Annotated in this window: 21 protein-coding genes; 17 read left to right on the forward strand and 4 right to left on the reverse strand. The window is 32.0% G+C overall.

The genetic code is table 11. From position 1 onward, the window contains the following. The first annotated feature begins 226 nt into the window (after positions 1-226). The 5 genes from OF897_RS06850 to OF897_RS06870 all read left to right on the forward strand — a co-directional run bounded on the left by OF897_RS06850 (position 227) and on the right by OF897_RS06870 (position 4,753). A complete protein-coding gene (locus OF897_RS06850; protein WP_267264948.1) occupies positions 227-1,186 on the forward strand; it encodes a T9SS type A sorting domain-containing protein in 960 nt (319 codons plus the stop codon). A gap of 165 nt (positions 1,187-1,351) precedes the next feature. Further along, the gene (locus OF897_RS06855) at positions 1,352-2,461 is read left to right on the forward strand and encodes an NAD(P)/FAD-dependent oxidoreductase (protein WP_267264949.1); all 1,110 of its coding nucleotides are present in this window, start codon (positions 1,352-1,354) and stop codon (positions 2,459-2,461) included. Between the two features lie 8 nt (positions 2,462-2,469). After that, a complete protein-coding gene (locus OF897_RS06860) occupies positions 2,470-2,778 on the forward strand; it encodes a hypothetical protein (protein WP_267264950.1) in 309 nt (102 codons plus the stop codon). A gap of 59 nt (positions 2,779-2,837) precedes the next feature. Beyond that, positions 2,838-3,950, forward strand: coding sequence for a peptide chain release factor 2 (gene prfB / locus OF897_RS06865; protein WP_267264951.1), 1,113 nt, complete (start codon positions 2,838-2,840; stop codon positions 3,948-3,950). 86 nt (positions 3,951-4,036) lie between these two features. Further along, complete coding sequence (locus tag OF897_RS06870) at positions 4,037-4,753, forward strand: DedA family protein (protein WP_267264952.1); 717 nt, start codon at positions 4,037-4,039, stop codon at positions 4,751-4,753. 256 nt (positions 4,754-5,009) lie between these two features. Here the strand turns inward: OF897_RS06870 and OF897_RS06875 are convergent, their stop codons facing one another. Together OF897_RS06875 and OF897_RS06880 are read right to left on the reverse strand one after the other, a co-directional pair. Continuing rightward, on the reverse strand, positions 5,010-5,876 hold the full coding sequence (locus tag OF897_RS06875) for an alpha/beta hydrolase (RefSeq protein WP_267264953.1): 867 nt from the start codon (positions 5,874-5,876) through the stop codon (positions 5,010-5,012). Between the two features lie 191 nt (positions 5,877-6,067). After that, complete coding sequence (locus OF897_RS06880) at positions 6,068-6,472, reverse strand: hypothetical protein (protein WP_267264954.1); 405 nt, start codon at positions 6,470-6,472, stop codon at positions 6,068-6,070. Positions 6,473-6,625: 153 nt separating this feature from the next. Here OF897_RS06880 and OF897_RS06885 point away from each other — a divergent pair, with 153 nt between their 5' ends. Continuing rightward, positions 6,626-7,531: a DUF808 family protein gene (locus tag OF897_RS06885; protein WP_267264955.1), complete on the forward strand. Its 906-nt coding sequence runs from the start codon at positions 6,626-6,628 to the stop codon at positions 7,529-7,531. A 57-nt stretch (positions 7,532-7,588) separates the two neighbouring features. Here OF897_RS06885 and OF897_RS06890 read toward each other — a convergent pair whose 3' ends face one another. Together OF897_RS06890 and OF897_RS06895 are read right to left on the reverse strand one after the other, a co-directional pair. Further along, a complete protein-coding gene (locus tag OF897_RS06890; protein WP_267265251.1) occupies positions 7,589-10,066 on the reverse strand; it encodes an AAA family ATPase in 2,478 nt (825 codons plus the stop codon). 19 nt (positions 10,067-10,085) lie between these two features. Beyond that, the gene (locus OF897_RS06895; protein WP_267264956.1) at positions 10,086-11,150 is read right to left on the reverse strand and encodes a PKD domain-containing protein; all 1,065 of its coding nucleotides are present in this window, start codon (positions 11,148-11,150) and stop codon (positions 10,086-10,088) included. A gap of 124 nt (positions 11,151-11,274) precedes the next feature. Here OF897_RS06895 and OF897_RS06900 point away from each other — a divergent pair, with 124 nt between their 5' ends. The 11 genes from OF897_RS06900 (at position 11,275) to OF897_RS06950 (ending at position 20,197) form a co-directional block, all read left to right on the forward strand. Beyond that, complete coding sequence (locus OF897_RS06900) at positions 11,275-11,925, forward strand: C40 family peptidase (RefSeq protein WP_267264957.1); 651 nt, start codon at positions 11,275-11,277, stop codon at positions 11,923-11,925. Between the two features lie 2 nt (positions 11,926-11,927). Then, on the forward strand, positions 11,928-12,863 hold the full coding sequence (locus OF897_RS06905; protein WP_267264958.1) for a hypothetical protein: 936 nt from the start codon (positions 11,928-11,930) through the stop codon (positions 12,861-12,863). Further along, a complete protein-coding gene (locus OF897_RS06910) occupies positions 12,860-13,831 on the forward strand; it encodes a TssN family type VI secretion system protein (RefSeq protein WP_267264959.1) in 972 nt (323 codons plus the stop codon). Before OF897_RS06905 ends, OF897_RS06910 begins: the two co-directional genes overlap by 4 nt. 21 nt (positions 13,832-13,852) lie before the next feature. Next, on the forward strand, positions 13,853-14,281 hold the full coding sequence (locus tag OF897_RS06915) for a DUF3592 domain-containing protein (RefSeq protein ID WP_267264960.1): 429 nt from the start codon (positions 13,853-13,855) through the stop codon (positions 14,279-14,281). Between the two features lie 40 nt (positions 14,282-14,321). Next, on the forward strand, positions 14,322-15,482 hold the full coding sequence (locus OF897_RS06920; protein ID WP_267264961.1) for a hypothetical protein: 1,161 nt from the start codon (positions 14,322-14,324) through the stop codon (positions 15,480-15,482). 99 nt (positions 15,483-15,581) lie between these two features. Continuing rightward, positions 15,582-16,094 (forward strand): type VI secretion system TssO, encoded by a 513-nt coding sequence (gene tssO / locus OF897_RS06925; RefSeq protein WP_267264962.1) that lies wholly within the window; start codon positions 15,582-15,584, stop codon positions 16,092-16,094. A 7-nt stretch (positions 16,095-16,101) separates the two neighbouring features. Next, positions 16,102-16,671 (forward strand): hypothetical protein, encoded by a 570-nt coding sequence (locus OF897_RS06930; RefSeq protein WP_267264963.1) that lies wholly within the window; start codon positions 16,102-16,104, stop codon positions 16,669-16,671. After that, positions 16,668-17,357: a hypothetical protein gene (locus tag OF897_RS06935; protein ID WP_267264964.1), complete on the forward strand. Its 690-nt coding sequence runs from the start codon at positions 16,668-16,670 to the stop codon at positions 17,355-17,357. Before OF897_RS06930 ends, OF897_RS06935 begins: the two co-directional genes overlap by 4 nt. A 34-nt stretch (positions 17,358-17,391) precedes the next feature. Continuing rightward, on the forward strand, positions 17,392-17,820 hold the full coding sequence (locus OF897_RS06940; RefSeq protein WP_267264965.1) for a GPW/gp25 family protein: 429 nt from the start codon (positions 17,392-17,394) through the stop codon (positions 17,818-17,820). A gap of 14 nt (positions 17,821-17,834) precedes the next feature. Beyond that, a complete protein-coding gene (locus tag OF897_RS06945) occupies positions 17,835-19,661 on the forward strand; it encodes a type VI secretion system baseplate subunit TssF (protein ID WP_267264966.1) in 1,827 nt (608 codons plus the stop codon). Positions 19,662-19,732: 71 nt separating this feature from the next. Then, positions 19,733-20,197 (forward strand): hypothetical protein, encoded by a 465-nt coding sequence (locus OF897_RS06950; protein ID WP_267264967.1) that lies wholly within the window; start codon positions 19,733-19,735, stop codon positions 20,195-20,197. Positions 20,198-20,202: the final 5 nt, after the last annotated feature.

The raw sequence follows: 20,202 nt of genomic DNA on the forward strand, positions 1-20,202 counted from the left end.
CTGTAAATTTTCTGTTTTTATTTTAAATTTTTGCTGACATAAATTGTATTGAATTGTTTAAATTCTGGTTTTATATCAATTCTACAGGCGGTGAGTATGTATTGAGTATGTACTTTCTACGCTCAGAGTAGTACTTTTCAGAGGTCTTCTAATATATTTGTTGAGGTTTTGATTCTAAGAGAAGCTTAACTTATTCTAAAAACTAATCTACATTAAAATAAAAATTATGAAAAGAAAGCTACTCTCTTTAGGTGTTGTTTTAACTTTGGCTCAGTTGAATGCACAAACTTATCAGTCGTTAACGGTTACTGGATTTAATGCAGATGTTATTGCAAACGGAGTGGGTCCGTCTTTGAATTCTACAACCATGAGTTTAGATAAAGACACCGATAATTTCGCATATATGTCGAGAGATTTTAAAGTAAATTCTTCGGCAACGGCTTTAACTTACGGATTGCCTGAAAATGGTTTAATTACTTCTGCAGTGACAACAACAAGTGGATTAACCTATCAAATGGCTTCTTATTCAGAAAATAATTCTTTGAGACTTCCCAATGCAAACGATGCAGGTACACTAACTTTAGCGACGCCAAAAGCAGCAAATAATCTTTACGTTTTGGCTGTAAGTGGAAGTGGAGATTCAACGGGTGATATTACCGTTAATTTTCAGGATGGAACAACACAGGTTTTTGCCAGTACAAATTTTCAGGATTGGTATGGTGGAACTAATGCGGCAATTCAAGGAATTGGCAGAATCAACAGAGCTACAAATGCTTTAGATGCAGCAGGTGGTACAAACCCAAGAATTTATCAGATCACGTTAGCGATAAGTGCTGCAAATCAAAGTAAATTAATCACTTCAGTTACCGTTAAAAAAACATCTACGGCTGCAACGGTAATTAATGTTTTTGGAATTTCTGCGCAGGTTACTAATTTATCTGTTTCAGATGCGAAAAAAGTTAAAGAAAAATCAGTTTATCCAAATCCATTTTCAAGTGAGTTGAATTTGGTGAATGTTTCAGATGTTTCTTCAATCGAAATTTTAGATTTTTCAGGAAAATCAATTAAAACTAATATTCAGCCTGAATCAAAATTAGATCTTTCATCTTTAGATAAAGGAAATTATATTTTGGTTCTAAAAAATAAAAACGGAACATTAACATCTCAAAAACTTGTTAAGAAATAAGATAGAGTTTTTTTCACTTTGATTATTATATAATTTACGAACAATCATTGTGCAATAAGCCGGTTTTAATTAATCGGCTTGTTTCTTTTTAATAGCCTTACATTTTTTAAGATTTTGATAAATATGTGGTTAAATTTAACTACTTTTTACCAATAATTCTTACTCATGAATAACAGCATTTGGGAATTTGAAACATTTTATAGAAAACGAAACATAATTATTATCGGTGCTGGTTTTACAGGACTTTGGACAGCGATTTCTATCAAAGAAAAATATACTGAAAAATCAATTGTAATCATTGAACGAAATTCAATTCCGTTGGGAGCTTCTACGAGAAATGCAGGTTTTGCGTGTTTCGGAAGTTTAACGGAAATTATTGCTGATTCCGAAAAAATGGGTTGGCAAAAAACACTTGATTTGGTGAAAATGAGATTTGATGGATTACAGAAAATACAATCGTATTTTAAAAACGCAGAAATTGATTTTGAACTGAATGGAGGCTTTGAGATTCTTAATGATGATAAATCTCTACAACGAATTGATGAGGTTAATGAAAAACTGAAATCTATAACAAATATTAGAAAAACATACTTTTTAAATCAAGATAAGATAAAAGAATTCGGACTTGAAAAATCTAAATATCTAATTGAAAATCCTTGTGAAGGAAGTTTGCATTCAGGAAAGTTATTGCAGAAATTATTAGAAAAATGTCACGAATTGAAAGTTGAATTTCTTTTCGGAACAAAATTAGAAAGTGTTATTGAGAATTCAGCCGAAATTGAGGTTCAATTGTCTGAAAATATATCCATTAAATCTGATCAATTAATTTATTGTACAAATGCTTTTGCTTCAAAGTTTTTAGAAAATGAAGAAATAATTCCTGCTCGCGGACAAATCATTTTAACCGAAGAGATTGAAAATTTAAAGCTTAAAGGAACTTTCCACTATGATGAGGGTTTTTATTATTTCCGAAACCTTGGAAACAGAATTTTATTAGGTGGAGGAAGAAATCAGGATTTTAAAACAGAAGAAACGACGAATTTTGAAACCACAGAATTTTTACAAAATCATTTAGAGAATTTTTTAAAGAAAGTAATTGTACCCAATCAGGAAGTTAAGATTGCTCTGCGCTGGTCAGGAATTATGGCAATGGGTTCAGAAAAAACTGCCATTGTAAAGCAAGTTTCTGAGAGGCAGTTTTGCGCTGTTCGACTTTCAGGAATGGGAGTTGCTCTGGCTCCAAAAATTGGAGAAATTGTTGCCAAAATGATATAATAACTTTTATGAGGAAATATAAATACACAAATCTCTTTGGCATTATAACGATCCCGCTGATTTTTATATGCATTTTTTTTGCTGGCGGAGGTCATGGAACTTATACTCCTATTGCTGCTGTTTTTCCGTTAGGTTTTATCGGGATTTTCTTAGACAATGAAAGAATAGCGACATTGTTTTACATTTTTGCTGTTCTTCAGTTCCCTATTTTTGGATATGTTATAGATAAATATGGCTTGAAAAAAGCTTTGCCTTTTATTATTTTAGTCCATAGTTTATTGGTTGTGATTGCATTTTTATTAAAAGGTGATTTCTAATTCAGCTGCAATATTCTTACTCTTAATTTTATCCGTATTTTTGCAAAAAATAAAAAATCGTGATCAACAACGACCATATAAAAGAAGTTCAGTCAAGGATTGAAGATTTACACAGATACCTTCAGATTGACAAAAAAAAGATAGAGATTTCAAATGATGATGAAAAAACTGCAGCTCCCGAATTTTGGGATAATCCTAAAACAGCAGAAGTTTTCCTGAAACAACTTCGTTCCAAGAAAAAATGGGTTGAAGAATACGAGGAAATCAATACTCAGTTTGAAGATTTGCAGGTTTTATTAGAATTTGCCAAAGAAGATCTAGATTCTGAAAAAGAATTAGACGAATCTTTCCCACAATTGGTAGAAAAAATCGAAAATCTCGAATTTAAAAACATGCTTTCCAACGAAGGTGATGAGCTTTCGGCAGTTCTACAAATTACTGCAGGAGCAGGAGGAACCGAAAGTTGCGATTGGGCTGCAATGTTGATGAGAATGTACACCATGTGGGCAGAAAAGCAAGGATATAAAATTAAAGAACTTAATTATCAGGAAGGTGAAGTTGCGGGAGTGAAGACAGTGACTTTAGAAATTGATGGTGAATATGCTTTCGGTTACCTTAAAGGCGAAAATGGGGTTCACAGATTGGTAAGGATTTCACCTTTCGATTCTAATGCAAAACGTCACACGAGTTTCGTTTCTGTCTATGTTTATCCTTTGGTGGATGATACGATTGAAATTAATATTAATCCTGCCGATATTTCATTTGAAACAATGCGAAGTTCCGGAGCAGGTGGGCAAAACGTAAATAAGGTAGAAACTGCGGTTCGTCTTCGTCACGCTCCGACAGGAATTATCATCGAAAACTCAGAATCCCGATCTCAGCTTCAGAATAAAGAAAAGGCAATGCAGCTTTTGAAATCCAGATTATATGAAATGGAATTGGAAGAACGTCTGAAAGCAAGAAACGAAATTGAAGCTGGAAAAATGAAAATAGAGTGGGGAAGTCAGATTCGTAATTATGTGATGCATCCTTACAAATTGGTGAAAGATGTGCGCTCTGCTCACGAAACTTCAGATGTTGATGCAGTAATGAACGGAAATCTCACTCCATTTTTAAAAGCGTATCTTATGGCAGATGGAACTGCGGTTTCAGACGACGATTTAGACTTATAAAAATCATGTTTACATTTACGTTAAAATATGCTAATATATTTCCTTTTAAAAGGTATTAAGCTTACTTTTGCGTCATAGCAATATATATGGAAGATATTAATAGTTGGAAAGATTTATTAAACCCTGAGCTTTATATTAAGATGGGTGGGTTTTGGCTGATTTTGTTCATCATTTTTGCCGAAACCGGTTTATTTGTAGGGTTTTTCCTTCCGGGAGATTCACTGCTTTTCGTATCAGGAATTTATGCTGTAGACATCATAAAAGAAACTTTTGGTTCTACAGGGACTGACTTTTTAGATACAACTATTTTGGCTACTGCCGTTGCTATTGCTGCAATTGTTGGTAATCAGGTAGGGTATTGGTTTGGTAGAAAAACGGGTCCGGCTTTATATAATAAAAAAGATACAATGCTTTTTAAGAAGAAATATTTGTATCAGGCGCATGATTTTTTCGAGAAAAACGGTGCTTTAGCGATTATTATGGCGAGATTTTTACCTGTTGTAAGAACTTTTATGCCGATTGTTGCAGGGATTGTAAAGATGGATAAAAAGCAGTTTGTGAGAGATAATGTTATCGGAGGTATTCTTTGGTCATTTATCTTAATTTTTGCGGGACATTATCTTGATAAATTATTCATGGATCAGTTCGGTATTAATTTAAAAGAAAAGCTGGAATTCATCATCATTATCATTGTATTAGTTACAACAGTTCCTGTAATACTTAAGTTTGTTTTCGGAGCACCAAAAGAAAACCCGAAATTGGAAGATGAAGTTTTGGATGACTTGATTGACAAAGAAAAATAATCAATTTAAAATATAGAAATAACCTGCTTTTACAGCGGGTTATTTTTTGTCCAAAAGTAAGCATCTATAGTTAATAAGTTAGCTTTTAAAAGTATGTTTGTCATTCCGTAGGAATCTCAATATCCTAAAAATAAAGTAATTTAGACTCTTACAGAATGACAAAGTGACCGCTGAATATTCGTTTTATAGCTAAAGAGCGAAGATTGTTTATTTTACCAAAATCCGAATAAGATTAATGAACAAAATCTAATTACCGTTAATTCCTTATCCACTCCAAAATATTCGGATAAATAATGCTGTCTCTTTTTTTCTTATTGAAAAATCTCGGAGCATGACCGGTTTTATCCATAAAAACCAATTTATGCGGGATATTCATTTTTGTTAAAACAGAATCTAAAGCCAAACCTTGTTTTTGATTGACCAAAAAATCCTGATTTCCCTGAAACAAAAGCGTCGGAACATTGGTAACATTAGCTATAGGACTTGCTTTTTGAAAATCTTCAGATAAATGTTTACGGTGAAATTTAGCTCCAACCATTTTTTGAACGGTTCCTGAAGTATATTTTGAGTAAAATGAATTCAGGTATTCTTGAGAATAAAAATCTGTAGGACCGCTCAAAGAAATAATTTTTTTAATCTTATCAGGATTTTGATAGCCGTAAAGTAATGCTAAATGTCCTCCTGCACTTTCGCCGAGTAAAATGTAATTATTAGGAAGCAGTTCAGATTTTTCTGAGAGAGAATTAAATTTTTCAATCGCTGAATTGATGTCTTCAAGCTGTTCTTTATACGTTAAATGTTTTGAAACCAGCCTGTAATTCATATTAATGCTCGGAATTTGATTTTCAAAAAGCATTTTTTGAATTTGAATCATATGTTCTTTACGGCCGTATTTCCAAGCGCCACCGTGAACAATTAGAACTACTGGAGCATCTTGAGGATAATCTGAAGGAAGAAATACATCCATTTTCTGACGTTTGTGTTCGCCGTATTTCAGATTGTAAATTTTCTGTTCGTTATTCGTTCCCACCCAAATTTTAAATTTTCGGGTGTTGCAAGAGTTTAAAATCAAGCCAATTAAACCTAAAACAAAGAAATGGTAGTTGCGAATCAGCTTTTTCATAAAGTAAAGGTAAGTAGAAAATGATTTTAATGATAATCTAAAGATATGATTTTTATAATCTGTTTAGTTTTTTAGACTAAATTTTAAGATAATTATTGAGACGGAGACATGACGAAGCGATGACGGAGAAACCTGGAAAGAAAAACGACTTCAAAATCAAAAAATATGTTGACTGTTTAATTTTAATCTGATTATTTCATTTTAACAAAATGATTTTTGTAGTCTGTAAGATATTCTTTCGGAAAATAAATCCAGCCCGACATATATTCACAATCTATATTTACCAAGGTCTGTTTGATGATTTTATTGTTTTCCTTTAATACAATTGAATATCCGTAACCACAAGGTTGTATGCCTGATTTATATTTGAAAATCCATTGTTTTTGCATTGTAATTAAAGTCTCAGGATCATCAATATAAAAGTTTGTAAAATCATCGATAATTTCACCTTCAATTTGGTGACCCTCTAATCTATATTTTCCTGATTTTAAATCATAATTTTCAAAAAACAATATAGGTTCTGCCAATTTTTCTTTGCAGCTTGAAAATAGTACAAGTGCAATTATCGCAACTAAAATTTCCGAAAATATTTTCATTAAAATAAATTTAGGTAAAAATTTTTCTAAATATAAAATTCCTTTATGATATTAACAATTATTCTGATGAATGATATTTAAAAGACATTTAAAATCAAATTAAATATATATTTTTGTATGACTTAACATTTATTAAAAAAATATTAAAATACTATGGCTTCTGGTTTTTTTGCGATTTTAGATGATATCGCTGCTTTGATGGATGATGTGGCAGTAACGAGTAAAATTGCGACTCAAAAAACAGCAGGAATTTTGGGTGATGACCTTGCCGTAAATGCTGAAAAAGCAACAGGTTTTCTTTCTTCAAGAGAGATTCCCGTATTAATGAAAATTATGAAAGGTTCGTTTATCAATAAACTGATTATTGTTCCTTTTGTGTTTCTGCTGGAATGGCTGTATTCGCCTGCAATTAAAATTATTTTAGTTATTGGTGGATTTTATCTTGCTTATGAAGGCGTCGAAAAAATTGTTGAATTTTTGTTTCACAGAGATAAAAAAGGGCATGAAGTTATAAAAGAATCTGATGATGTAGTTGAAGAAGGTGAAGTTGCAGAAAAAGCTAAAGTAAAATCTGCAGTTACCACCGATTTTATTTTGTCTCTTGAAATCGTTATCATAGCATTAGCTGCAGCAAAAGACGGTTACGAAGCATTAAAATCACAGTTTAATCCTTTTCTTGTTGAGATTGTTACAGTTTCAATTGTTTCAATTATCGCAACAGTTGGTGTTTATGGAATTGTAGCATTAATTGTAAGAATGGACGATGCAGGTTTTAAATTAATCAAAAAAAGCAACGACAAAGGTTTCTTCGGTAAACTCGGACACTTGCTTGTAAAGGCTCTTCCATGGGTAATAAAATCTTTAGGAATTATCGGAACAATCGCATTGATTTTGGTTGCAGGAGGAATTTTTGATCATAACATCGATCAGCTTCATCATGCTTTACCAACTTGGCACGAAACGTTGAAACAGGTTTTGTTCGGTTTAGCGGGTGGATTAATTGCTCTATTTATAATTACTGGCGGAAAGAAAGTTTATTCATTAGCTACAAAGAAATAAATAAAGATGCCCATCCATTTATCTAAATTAATAAATGGATGGGTATGTTATGAAAAACTATTCATTAGTTTTTATCCAAATCAATTCTCCCTCAATTATTGAAACTTCAATATCATCACCATCTTTAAACTCTCCCGAAACAATTTTTTTAGCCAAAGGTCTTCTCAATCTCCCTCTTATAACACCTTTTAATGGTCTTGCTCCGTATTTTATATCATAACCTTCAATTGATAAAAATTCTTTTGCTTCCTGAGTAATATTTAAATTAATATTTAGTCCTTTTGCTAAATCCAGCAATTCTTTTTTCAAGTGAATCTCAAATATTTTCAGAGCATTATCTTTGCTAATAGGCGCAAAAGGAATTGTTTCTGTCAATCTTCCCAAAAATTCCGGACGGAAAAAACGACTCATCATTTCCAATAATTTAGAAGATTGCGGGATTTCTCCGTTCCCGAACGATTCAACAATAAATTCTGAACCGATATTTGAAGTAAACAAAATAATAGCATTGGAAAAATCACCTTCTTTTCCTAATCTATCGTGTAATTTTCCTTCATCCATAATTTGAAGAAAAACATCAAAAACCGATGTATGCGCTTTTTCAATTTCATCAAAAAGAACAATAGAGTAGGGTTTTTGACGGATTTTATTGACTAAAAGTCCGCCTTCTTCATAACCGACGTATCCTGGAGGAGCTCCATAAAGTAAGGCTGCCGAATGTTCTTCTTTAAATTCCGACATATCAAAACGAATGATTGCATTTTCATCCTGAAAAAGAAATTCTGCCAAAGATTTTGCTAATTCTGTTTTTCCGGTTCCAGTGGGTCCTAAAAAGAAAAATGAACCGATTGGCTGTCCGGCTTTACTTAATCCTGAACGGGTTTCCCATACGGCTTCTGATACAATCGTAATGGCGTGATCTTGCCCGACAACTCTTTTAGCCAAAACATCTTCCATCTCATTAAGTCTTTGTTTTTCTTCTTCTTTCAGCTTTCCTGTTGGAATATTTGTTTTTTGAGAAATAATTAAAGCTAAATCGAAATCGGTAATATTGGTTCTTTTTTCCTGAGCAATTTTCTCGGTTTTTTCGATAAGATTTCTTGCAAATGCTAAAAGTTCGTCCGTATTTTCAAATTCGGGAAGCTCATTTTCTTCTTGAGTGCTGTCTGCGGTACTAATCAAGTATTTCGTTTTTTCTACCAAATCTTTCAAAAGCCAATCTGCATGCATTTTTCTTTCATCTTCAGAATAATTATTGGTGTTATCTTCAAGATGAATAATTCTTGTAACGAGATGATTTCTTTCCTTTAAAAAAGATTCTCCTGCAGTTTTCAAAACCGACATTGTGTGGTCAATCATGTCAATTGCAGAAGCAGGAAGACTTTTTTCCTTCATATATCTTTGGGAAAGTCTGATTGCTTCTTTCATCGTCTGATCATCGATGCTTATTTTATGGTGAATCTGGTAGTCTTCCAAAGTCTGTTTCAGCATTCTGAAATGAATTTCATCCGTGCTTTCTTCTAACTTTAGAAGCTCAAACATTCCTGCAAGACCTTGTTCTTTCTCAATTTTTTTGGTGTATTCTTCTATTGTGGAGGTTGCAATCAATGTAAGACCATTGGAAAGTTCGCTCTTCAAAAGATTAATAATCCCGGAATCTGAACCGTGACTTCCAAATAATGAATGAAATTCTTCTATAATCAAAACCGATTTTGGAATAGCTTTGAGTTCATGTGCAATATTTTTGATTCGGTCTTCAATTTCACCTTTATAAGAAGCTCCGGCAATAAGCGCTCCCATATCAAGCTCGAAAATTTCTAATCCGCCCAAGATATCAGGAATTTGTTTCAACAAAACTTTTTGTATAAAACCTTCAATCAATGCGGTTTTTCCAACACCATGATCTCCAATTACAAGAACATTTTGCTTGCTGTATCGACATAAGATTTCGGTAATTTTATTGATTTCTGTATCTCTTCCGACTAATAATTCTTTCTTATTTTTTTTCTTGATTTTATCTTTCGTATTGATGCAATATTTCTGAATAAAACCTTTGTTGTTTTTTTTTGCAGGTTCGGCTGTCCCAATCATATTTTCTTCTCCAAATGCGGATATGTCTTTTAATAATTCATTTCTGGTTACGGGAAATGTCTTCATTTGATCAAAGCTAAAAGCTACTCCGGGAGAGCTAATTGCAGTCATTACAGCAAAAAGAGAGATCTCTTGCTCATCCAGCATTTCTCTTATTTGATCTGCTTCAGCAAAAATTTCATCAATGATTTCACCGGGTTCGCAGGAATATTTATTAGGCGATTTTGGCAATTCCTCGATACGGACTTCCGCCCATTCTTCCAGATAAAAAACATCAACTCCGAGATTCTCCAAATGTTTCAGCAAGGATAAATCTCTGTTGAGCATCGCTTTTAATAAGTGCGCTCCTGTATAATGTGCATTTAGGTTTTCCCGACCAATTTTTTGAGCAATATTGAGGGCTTTCGTTACCTCAGAACTGTAGGTAATTTCTTCTTGATTCATCATAAATGTATTTTGTGTTTTATTCTTTTACCCAAATCATCATTTTTTTGACTTTATATTGAATATTCAGATTTTGGATGCAATTTTTTTGGTCTTTATTGATTCTGAGCGCATTAATTTTTATCTTTTTCCCTGCAATCAACTGACAAAACTGATCGAACGGAACCAATTTTTTATCATTAACAACTACCGGAATATCAAATTTTCCGCAGAGATAATCTTTAAAATCATCTTTCGTTTTGAGCTGTGCAGCAACCTGGTTTAGTAATAATTGGAACTGTTCATTAGAAATTTCAGGAACTTTATTTTCAGCAGCAATAGAATCTTTCTTGGATTTTGATTTCGGAGATACCGGAATATACTGTAACATATCTACCAAAGGGTCTTTTTGGGCATTTCCAACGGGAAGAGAAAAAGCAACATGAGGTCTTTCAAATTCATAAGATTTCATGTCAATTTTTTGTTTTGCAATAATGGTTTTTGGTGCAACATAAATCGTTTTTACGGCAGTATGTTCCACATCGCCATTTACAATAAGCGTAATTTTCTTTTCACCTACAGATTTAAATTTATACGATGGATTTCTTTCTAAAGCATCCGTCCCTCTATTTTCACCAAAACTCCATTCCCAAGATTCTCCGTCTTCTTTAAAAGCATCAAAACTAATTGATTCTCCTACTGTTACAACATTCGGACTAATAATCGTAGGTAAATATCCTTTTTGCTGACTCATACTTGAAATAGTAATCAGTTTTTCATGAACGCAATTACCATTAATTTTTAATTTAATAATATATTCCCCAGGTTTTGCGTACTTGTGAAAAGTTCTTTGTCTTCTATCCCTAGTTGTTCCATCTCCGAAATCCCAATCCCATGATTTTGCACCTTCAGTATTATCGTAAAATTCTACAACACGATTTATCATAAATTCATCAGAATGAATAATGAATTTTGCGTTCTCGCAATCAACGTGTCGAGTATATTGGTAGATGAGTACTATTAAACTTAGTAGTAAAAGAATTCCCAGACTTATGTAAACCTTGGGATCGATATTTGAAAATAAATTAATCTTGTTTTTTTTCATTTTGTTTTTTGTGTTGCTCGCAAATATATCTATGATTTTTTTTATAGACAAATTTTTTTTTGCAATAAAAATGTTTTTTGTATTACTTTTTTAAATATATTTGTCAAACACAAATGATTTAATAATGATCTCGCAACGGCAATTTTACAAATCAGCAGCATTTGCTTTCTCACTGCTTTTTATATGCTCTTGTACCAGCAAACAGTATATACAAGAGATTCCGTATAATTTTTCAGCTGAAACATACAATCAAAAGACCGAAGATGTAAAGAATAGTTTTGTTTCTAAATATTCCCGTGTAGATGATAATGTTGAAAAATTAAGTGACGAAGGACTTCGCCTTAAAGAGAAATACTCAATCATTATGGAGGTCATGCCAAAGGAAGTTGATAACTATAAACTCTACTCCTACATCGATCGATGGATAGGAACTCCATATAAGAAACAAACTTTAGAGGAAAAAAAAGGTGTTGATTGCTCTTACTTTGTGCAGTCTTTATACAGCGATGTTTATGGCGAAACTTTTCAGAAAACACCAGATGGAATTTTTCGGTCAAAATCAATTCAGTTATTTACAGGAAGAACTTTTTTGAAAGAAGGAGATATTTTGTTTTTCAGATATGATAAAACACATCCTATTTCGGATGTTGGGATTTATTTAAATAATGACAGAATATTAGCTTGTACATCTGATGGTTTAAACATCTATGATTTTAATAATGAATACTTTCAGCTTAGATATGTTGCTGCAGGAAGATTAAAACCAAAGAATTAACGATGGAAAAACTTAATAATCTTGCGAAACATATTACTTCTCTGAAAAATGACATCAGAGCCGAAGTTATCATCAATAATCTATTGAAAAATAATGATATAAATGAATCGCAGTATGTCGTTTTTAAACAAGGTCAGTTTTCAAGAGCATTTAGGTATGATGTTTTAGATTCGGGGATTGTAGATTATGATCTTGATGCAAACCAATTCTTGACCATATTGCTTTCACGGGATAGTTTGTACGATATGCTTCCTGAAAGTTTAAACCATGAGGCAAGAAATGATGCTCCCGGAAAAGATGTTGATGGAATGATTAAAGAATATCAGGTTCAAAAAAAGCAACAAAAAGCAGCAAGACAGTTTTTTCAGCCTTTTGAAAATGAAATATTTAGCTACGGAGTTGAAATTGAGGGATTTGAACAAGATTTCTTGTCTGATCTAAATAGTTTTTTGGTTCCTGAAATGTTTTATGATTTTTGGGGAATCAGCAGAGATCTTCCGCCTTTATTGGTCTCGAAATTTATCAGAATACTTCCTTATGCTTATAAAATAGTAGGAAATGTAGATTTAGCTTGCCAAATTCTTTCATCATTAATAGAAGAAAAAGTAAGTACAAATACCAAAGCTTATCAAAAATATCTGGATGAAGAGCAAAGTATTTTACTTGGAAAAGCCAGGTTGGGATTGGAACTTATAACAGGGAATAGTTATGATGATTATTCAAGTCATTTTAATCTTCAGATTGGTCCATTGGTCAATTCAGGGTTTTCAGAATATATTCATGATGGTGCAATGAAAAAGTTTGTAGATCTTTTTTATGAATATTTTTTTCCAATCGAAGTAGAGATAGAAACTACAATTTTGCTTCCGGAAGAAAAACAGGAATTCGAATTTAGTGCACAACAATACTCAATATTAGGCTATAATACACGTATATGACACAGTTGAAAAAATATTTTATTAATTTATTTGAACCCAAAATATTGGCTGCTATTCTTATTTTTTTAGCAATCAGTATTATTCTTACGATGGTCTTTTCACAAAAAGTCCCAGACTTTAAGCAGAAATATAAGGGTAAATTTTACACGTACATATTTTCAGTAGTATTTATTTATTCAATTATTGCGTTTTTAGGATTTAACAAACTTTTTCAGGATAATAATCTTTACGAATTTGTTTTTTATCAGGCTTGTTCATTGATAATGGGAATTATACATTGTTCGATGTACAGAACTTATTTCAAAAAATTTGGAGGAAATAAAAGCGGAACAGAATATCTTTTTGCAGCGGTAACAGTGATGTATTCAGCAATTCCTTTCACCCTTATTTTTACTTTTTTGAACGGAATTGACTTCTCATTTTTAATGTTGGGACATTTTCTGGTATTTTTCATTCCTACATTTTTGAATGATACATTTAATAAAGCCATGGCAATTCCTCCTAAAATATATAAAACATGGCAGTTTCCGGAAAATTATAAAGAATTGGCGGGGGTTAGCGATGAAGAAATGAGAGATTTAGTAGTCTTTACTTTTTTAATGGATAAAGACCGTCATGCAAAAAAATATAGTGTTTATCGTGCAAAAGGACCGACAAGAGTAGATTTTGGAAGATTATTTTACAACTTCGTTATCGATTATAATGAAAGACATTCTGAAGATCAGATTGAAATTGAAGGACCAAACGGACTCTACAGCTGGGTTTTCTTTCTTCAGCCAAAATGGTACGAATCTACAAAATATATAGATCCGGAATACACGCTTTATATGAACGGAATTGAAGAAAATAGCGTCGTATTTTGTATGAGATCTGATGAGCTGAAAATTTCTGAAGATAGAAATGTGAATGAAGTTCCTGACTTTGAATATGATAAAGAAAAAGATAACGAACGAGTTACAACAGAATAAATAAAATCCAAAAAACATAAAATGAATAAAGGTTTATTATCAATAGGATTGATTCTTTTAGGTATAGCTGTGTATATGGGATATAATAAATATACATTTTTAGAAAATGCTATCACAACAAAAGCAACTGTCATTTCTTACAGAACTACCTCTGAGAAAGAAACGAAGAAAAATGGAAACAAAAGAACGACAAAAAGTACTACTTATTACTACCCAAAATTCGAATTTAAAGATCTTCAAAATCGACTTACACAAGTAGAATCAAATGTGGGACATGGCAATTCTAAACCATATTCGGTTGGTAGTCAGGTTGAAATTGTCTACTCAAAAGAAAATCCGCAAGATGCTAAAATTAATAGTTTTTTAAACCAATGGCTTTTTACAACAATTGTTGGAGGACTTTCTCTACTTCTCTTAGTTATAGCTTTTACATTTCGAAGAAAAAACTAAAATTTTTATAAACCAAATTAAAAAAAAATAAATAAACACCATGATCGAAAAGCTAAATCACTTCCCCGTAAACTGGATAGACGGGATGAAGATCAATAAAAACCATTTTGCAGACGTTCAGGATTTTGTGAGTGATTCTGTAAGAGATTCAGTAGGAATTCATACTTCGATGATCAATTACGGATTGTTGCCTGTAAATGATTCCATCAAGTTGAGCCTGATTATTGACAATCATAAATTACTCAGGATAAAAGTAGAAGAATGTCATGCAATTACTCCAAGTGGATCAAGAATTGACATCGGAAACGGTAGCTCCGAAGCGATTAACTTATCAATTCCATATCCGGAAGCAGTTTATGAAATAAAAGATAATGAAAGCATTGTTTTAATGGCTTGTCTTTCTGTTAATCATTTTAAAAGAACACCTTTCGGCGAACCAGATCCTGAAGAAAATCCGCCAAGATATCCTTATACACAACCGGAATATTCTTTAAATCTTATTCCTGAAAAAGAGCTGAAAAATACATTTGGTTTTGGTACGGGTTATCTTACGATAGGTAAAATATTGGTAAATGCTGCTGAATCAAGAATTGATGAAAACTACATTCCGCCCTGTGTAAGTATTACAAGTTCTAAAAAATTACAAGATTTATACGTAGAGATTGACCGTTTTTATGGACAAATTGAGTTGTATGCGGTACAAATAGAACAAAAAATCCACGTTAAAAAACAGAATAATTCTTTGGCTGTAATGATGGGTTTGATGTCAGATAAAACGTTAAATTATCTCGGGCAGGAAATCAATCGTTTCAGATGGCTTTCTCCACATACTGCTCCGGCAAATATGCTGTTGTCTGTGGTTGCTTTAGCAAGAGTTTTAAAAAACTTTATTGATGCCCGTTCTGGAGCTGGAAAAGAAGAATTACTTAATTATTTTGCTGAATGGTGCAATGTAAGTCAGGGACATTTTGAAACAATATTTTCAGAAGTCATTAATACAGATTATAATCATAATCAAATGGATATTACGATTACAAAGATTCAGACGTTTATGAAAACCCTTGAAGATTTGTATTCTGTTCTGAACAGGTTGGATTACATTGGTAAAAAACGCGACGGAAGCATATTCGTTTCTGAAAATACAGACGACAGAGATTCTGTAATTCATGCGAAACGAAGCAGAACATTTTTAGCTGATTAAAAACCTCAATGATAATTCATAAATGATAATTGATGTTTGTAATAAATATTTATTTATCACTCATCATTTATCGCTCATCGATAATACTTATTAATATATATGGAAGTCCTTAATAAAAAAGAACGCTCAAGAGCATTTTCCTTTTTCATCCTGTTTTTCGTTATTACCGTTATTGTATTGCTTATTGCCGTATTTTTTAATGCTTATTTCCCTTTCAAAGAAAACAGTTTGCTGAAAACAGAAAATGCAAGAATGAAAAAAGAAATGGAAACTCAGGATAAGTTTTCTTTCCAGTTAGAAAAAGTAAAAGCATCTGTAGATTCAATCGGAGTTCCCGGGCAGAATGATTTTTTTAATGAAAAACTATCATTGTCGATTTTAGCAGATATGTACAAACAGCTTCCGAAAGATACTTTGAAGAATAAAATAATGTATAATAATACCATCATGACATTCAAAGATTTGGTTGATGCTAAAAAACAAATAAAGCAATTATCAGGAAATCAAATGACAATGGACAGTTTGAGTACCATCAATAAAACTTTGAAGGCAGAATATGATAAAATAAGAACAGACCTTGATGTTTGTAGACAATTGTATCAGGCTCAATAATTGAAAAATGAGGAAATCAATATTCATATTTATTATTTTTCTTATTGGCTTTTTCTCGGCAAATGCTCAAGAGAAAATGGTTTCAGATAGCTTAGAAGCAGTTCCGAGTTATGATTGTGGAATTGTGCAGACAAAGCAGAAACTCGATAAAAAACAGTTTGCAAGTACGCCTGCATTACATCTCAGAGTGAACAACAGCGACTATGTGTATGCTACTTTGCAACTTGGAAAAAGAAAAAATAAAGTCTTTATGTACATTCAGGTTTTAGATAAAAATGTTTGTGTGAAAAAAGATAAGGTTTTAGATATTTTCTTTAAAACAGGAGAGGTTGTTACCTATAAAAACGGTTTTTCTTTGAATTGCGATGGGTTTTTTGCAAAACAGCTTAGCAAAAAGGAGTTTGAAAAGTTAAGGCTAAATGATATTGACCTGATTAAATTATATACTTATAAGAAGAATTACGAATTGTATGTAAGTGAAGTTCAAAATCTGGATATTGATAATCAGTTAGATTGTTTGTTGGCTTATAAGATTAAAAAAACTGACGAAGTAAAAATTAAAAAAGAAAAAAAATGAGTCCGCTTCCTGAACTTAATTTAAATCTTGGAATAAGCAAAAATTCTTCATCAGAAGGTGAAAGAGATGAAATTATTGTGCGAACAGATTCCGGACTTCGCAAACATACAATATCAATGATTATTTCGGAACAGGAAGTAGGAAAAGTTCATTTGAAAATAAATAATAAAGAAATTGAAGTTCCTACGTATAAACTAACTGTTACAGACGACAAAACCAATGAAACAGAAGCTTATCAGGTAACACGAGATACGTTGAGCTTTGTGAAGACAACAACAAAGAAAAGTTTTTTATCATTTTTAGGAATTAAGCGTTTTGATAAAACTTCTTTTTTATATGAAAATATTGCTTACGAGCCGCTTTTGGAAAGTATCGAAACATTTGACATTTCACGTCATAGAAGCATAAGTGAAGATAAATTGGTTTATCAGCTTTCCGGGAATGGACAAAATATAATAGTATACTCAGGAAATATCAATGAATTTGAAAAGCAAAATCAGATCACTCAATATTTTATGATTGTTGATAATAATGATGGGAAAAGCTTTATTGGAGACATTTTATACCGTGAAAAATTTTTAAAACTTACACCAAAAGTTGAATTGCAAATTATTAGAAGAAATAAAGTAGCAAAGAATTTTGAATATGATGATAAAGGTAATATTAAGAGAATGATTTATTTGTAAAATAAATTAGCATTAAAACACAAATCAAATAACGATGAAAGGAATTTACTATAAAATCCCAATAGATTTCGAAGCGATTGTCAATAAAAAAGATGCAGAAAAAATCTCTATTGACAACTCTATAAGTCAACAGATTTTTCTGATTTCAACAACCGCTATGGGAGAATGTAAGTTTGATGAAACTTTTGGAACAGAAATTTGGGAAATGGATTTTGATCTTCTTAAAACCGACAACAGCTTGAAAGAATTCATTGTGAATTCTATGAAAAAAGCAATTGTGATGCACGAGAAAAGACTTCTTTTGGAAGATGTGGAGGTTTCAGTAAAAGATCATAATCTCGGAACTATCGGAAAAAGAAGAATGAAAAAAAGAGTCGTAATTTCTGTAAAAGGACAGGTTTTGGAAACCAACAGACCTTTTCTTTTCCAAAACTCATTTTTTGTAGGACCTCTTTCATATTAAAACACAAACACGAAATGAATCAGGAAAGAATAAAAGATAGAATATTAAGAAGAGCCGCAAGACTTTGGGGTTATAATGAATTGGAGGCTGAAACTTCCTTTGACCCGATTGTGAGCCTACTTCTTTCTGCAACTGCTTCTGAGCTTGAAAAATTAGGTTTTGAGCTTGAAAGTTCACGCTCAAGAATTATAGAAAGAATTCTCGAAATTATGTTTCCGGAAGAGGTTTCGGGAGTTATTCCTTCAAGATCTTTAATTCAGATTTTTCCTTTAGAAAATCAGTCTAAAATATCATTATACAGTCATTTTAAGACCAGTAAACGTATTCATAATGTCTACAATCCAAGTGAAAGCGGAAGTAAAGATATTTTCTTTTGTCCGACTATTGAAGCGAAGTTAATCACAGCAAAAGTAGAATATATTGCTTACGGAAATACTTTAAACCATATTGAAAGCTTCTTTTTTACAGATTTATTGACAAAATCTGATCATCATATTCCTTCAGGAGAAATGTGGGTAGGAATTCGCTGCAAAGAAAAGACAGATATTGAAAATCTGATGTTTCATATCGACATTAATAACAATTATCAAAAAGAACTGTTTTTTTATTATTTCAGGCAGGCAAAAATTTATTTCGGAGAAAAAGAATTTTCATTACAAGAAGGGTATAATGTAGATAAGGAAGGTCTTAATCTTGAAAATATTATTACAAAGAATTATTCAGACTTAGAGCATATTTATAAAGATGTCAATCAGTATTATTTTTCTAATTTTTTCACATTAAAAGAAAAGTTATCCTATGCTGATAAACCTGAAAAAGAAGAGCTTTTTGAAAAATATTTTAAGGGCAATAAGCTTTCAGAAGACGATAATATTATTTGGCTGAAATTCAAATTTTCTGAAGCTGTTGTAAGCGAAGTTTTGGAAAATGTGAGTGTTACACTCAATTGTATTCCTGTTGTGAATATTCATAATATATCGTCGTACCATAGAGTTACGGGAAGACTTAATATTATTCCGATACAATCTGATGATTATTTCCTGGATCTCGATTATGTGTCGGATGACAGAGGAAGAAGGTTTGATGTGAAAAATTATACTGCTGAAAACAATGGTATTTCTGCAGTTTTAAGAAAAGGTGGAGTGTCGAGATTTGATCAGAGAGGAGCTTCAGAATTGTTGCAATATCTTTTAGAACTTATCAAAGATGAAACGGCTGCATTTTCTGGGATTGGTGGAGATTCTGCGAAAGAAACATTGAGACAAATTAACCAAAATGTTGCGGCATTACATCAATTGGCGAAAGAAAAAAGCTTTTCACAAGCCAATAATCCATATCTAGTTATAACTGCAGATTCGCAAGATTCTGAAATAGCCTGTAATATTTCTTACTGGCTCACAACTGCAGAGGAAGGGAATGAGATTAAACCTGCTACAGTGTTAACAGTTGAAGGTTCTAATGCTGTAACGCTGGATAAAACAGCAGTAATGATAAAATCATCAACCGGTGGTAGAAAGAGTTTGTCTCCACAAGATAAAATTTTAGAATACAGAAATTCTTTGTTAACAAGAGGTAGAATTGTGACAGTGGCGGATATAAGAATTTTTGGATTAAATCATTTTAAAAATACCATAAAGGATGTTGAGGTTTCTAAAGGAACTAAAAAAGAAGTTTCTTTAAAAGGAGGATTTAGCAGAACCATTGACATCTATTTAGTCAGAAATTCGGATGTGAAAGACTCAATAAAAGACTCGGAATGGGATTATTTATGTGAAAGTTTTTTATTAAAACTAAAAAATGCCTCGGCAAACATATATCCTTACAGAATTTTTGAAAAATAAAAATATCACTTAAAAAAGTTTTATGATATTCAAAACTAAACACAATTATTAACCCTTTAAAAAAACACACTATGTTATCAAACAAAGGAATTGGTGGGAATGAAGTTCCACTAGATGCGAGTGAGGCGATTTTCGAAATCCCTCAAAACAGAACGCTTTTAGCACAAAAACTTACAGCAGAAGATCCTGTAAAACCAGAATTGGTAGAAGGTCTTACTACTATTGACAAAGTTTTTGAGCATTTCAAACCTGAAATAAAAGTAGATTTTGAAGACGCAGCAGGATCTGTGAAAATGGAAAACTTAAAATTCAAAAACTTGGGTGATTTCGGTACCAAAGGAATTACAGGACAGAGCGGATTTTTAAGTGGTCTTGAAACGGAGAAAGATCAGTACCAAAAAATTATCAAGCAATTGAAAACAAACAAAATTCTAAAGGCTGCTTTGGAAGATCCTGATGCTAAAAAAGGATTGGTAGATACTCTTCAATCTTTAATTAAAGAGTTGGAAAGCAATAATACGACAAATAACAACTAAAAACA

It is taken from the genome of Chryseobacterium formosum (assembly GCF_026460885.1).
Lineage (GTDB): Bacteria > Bacteroidota > Bacteroidia > Flavobacteriales > Weeksellaceae > Chryseobacterium > Chryseobacterium formosus.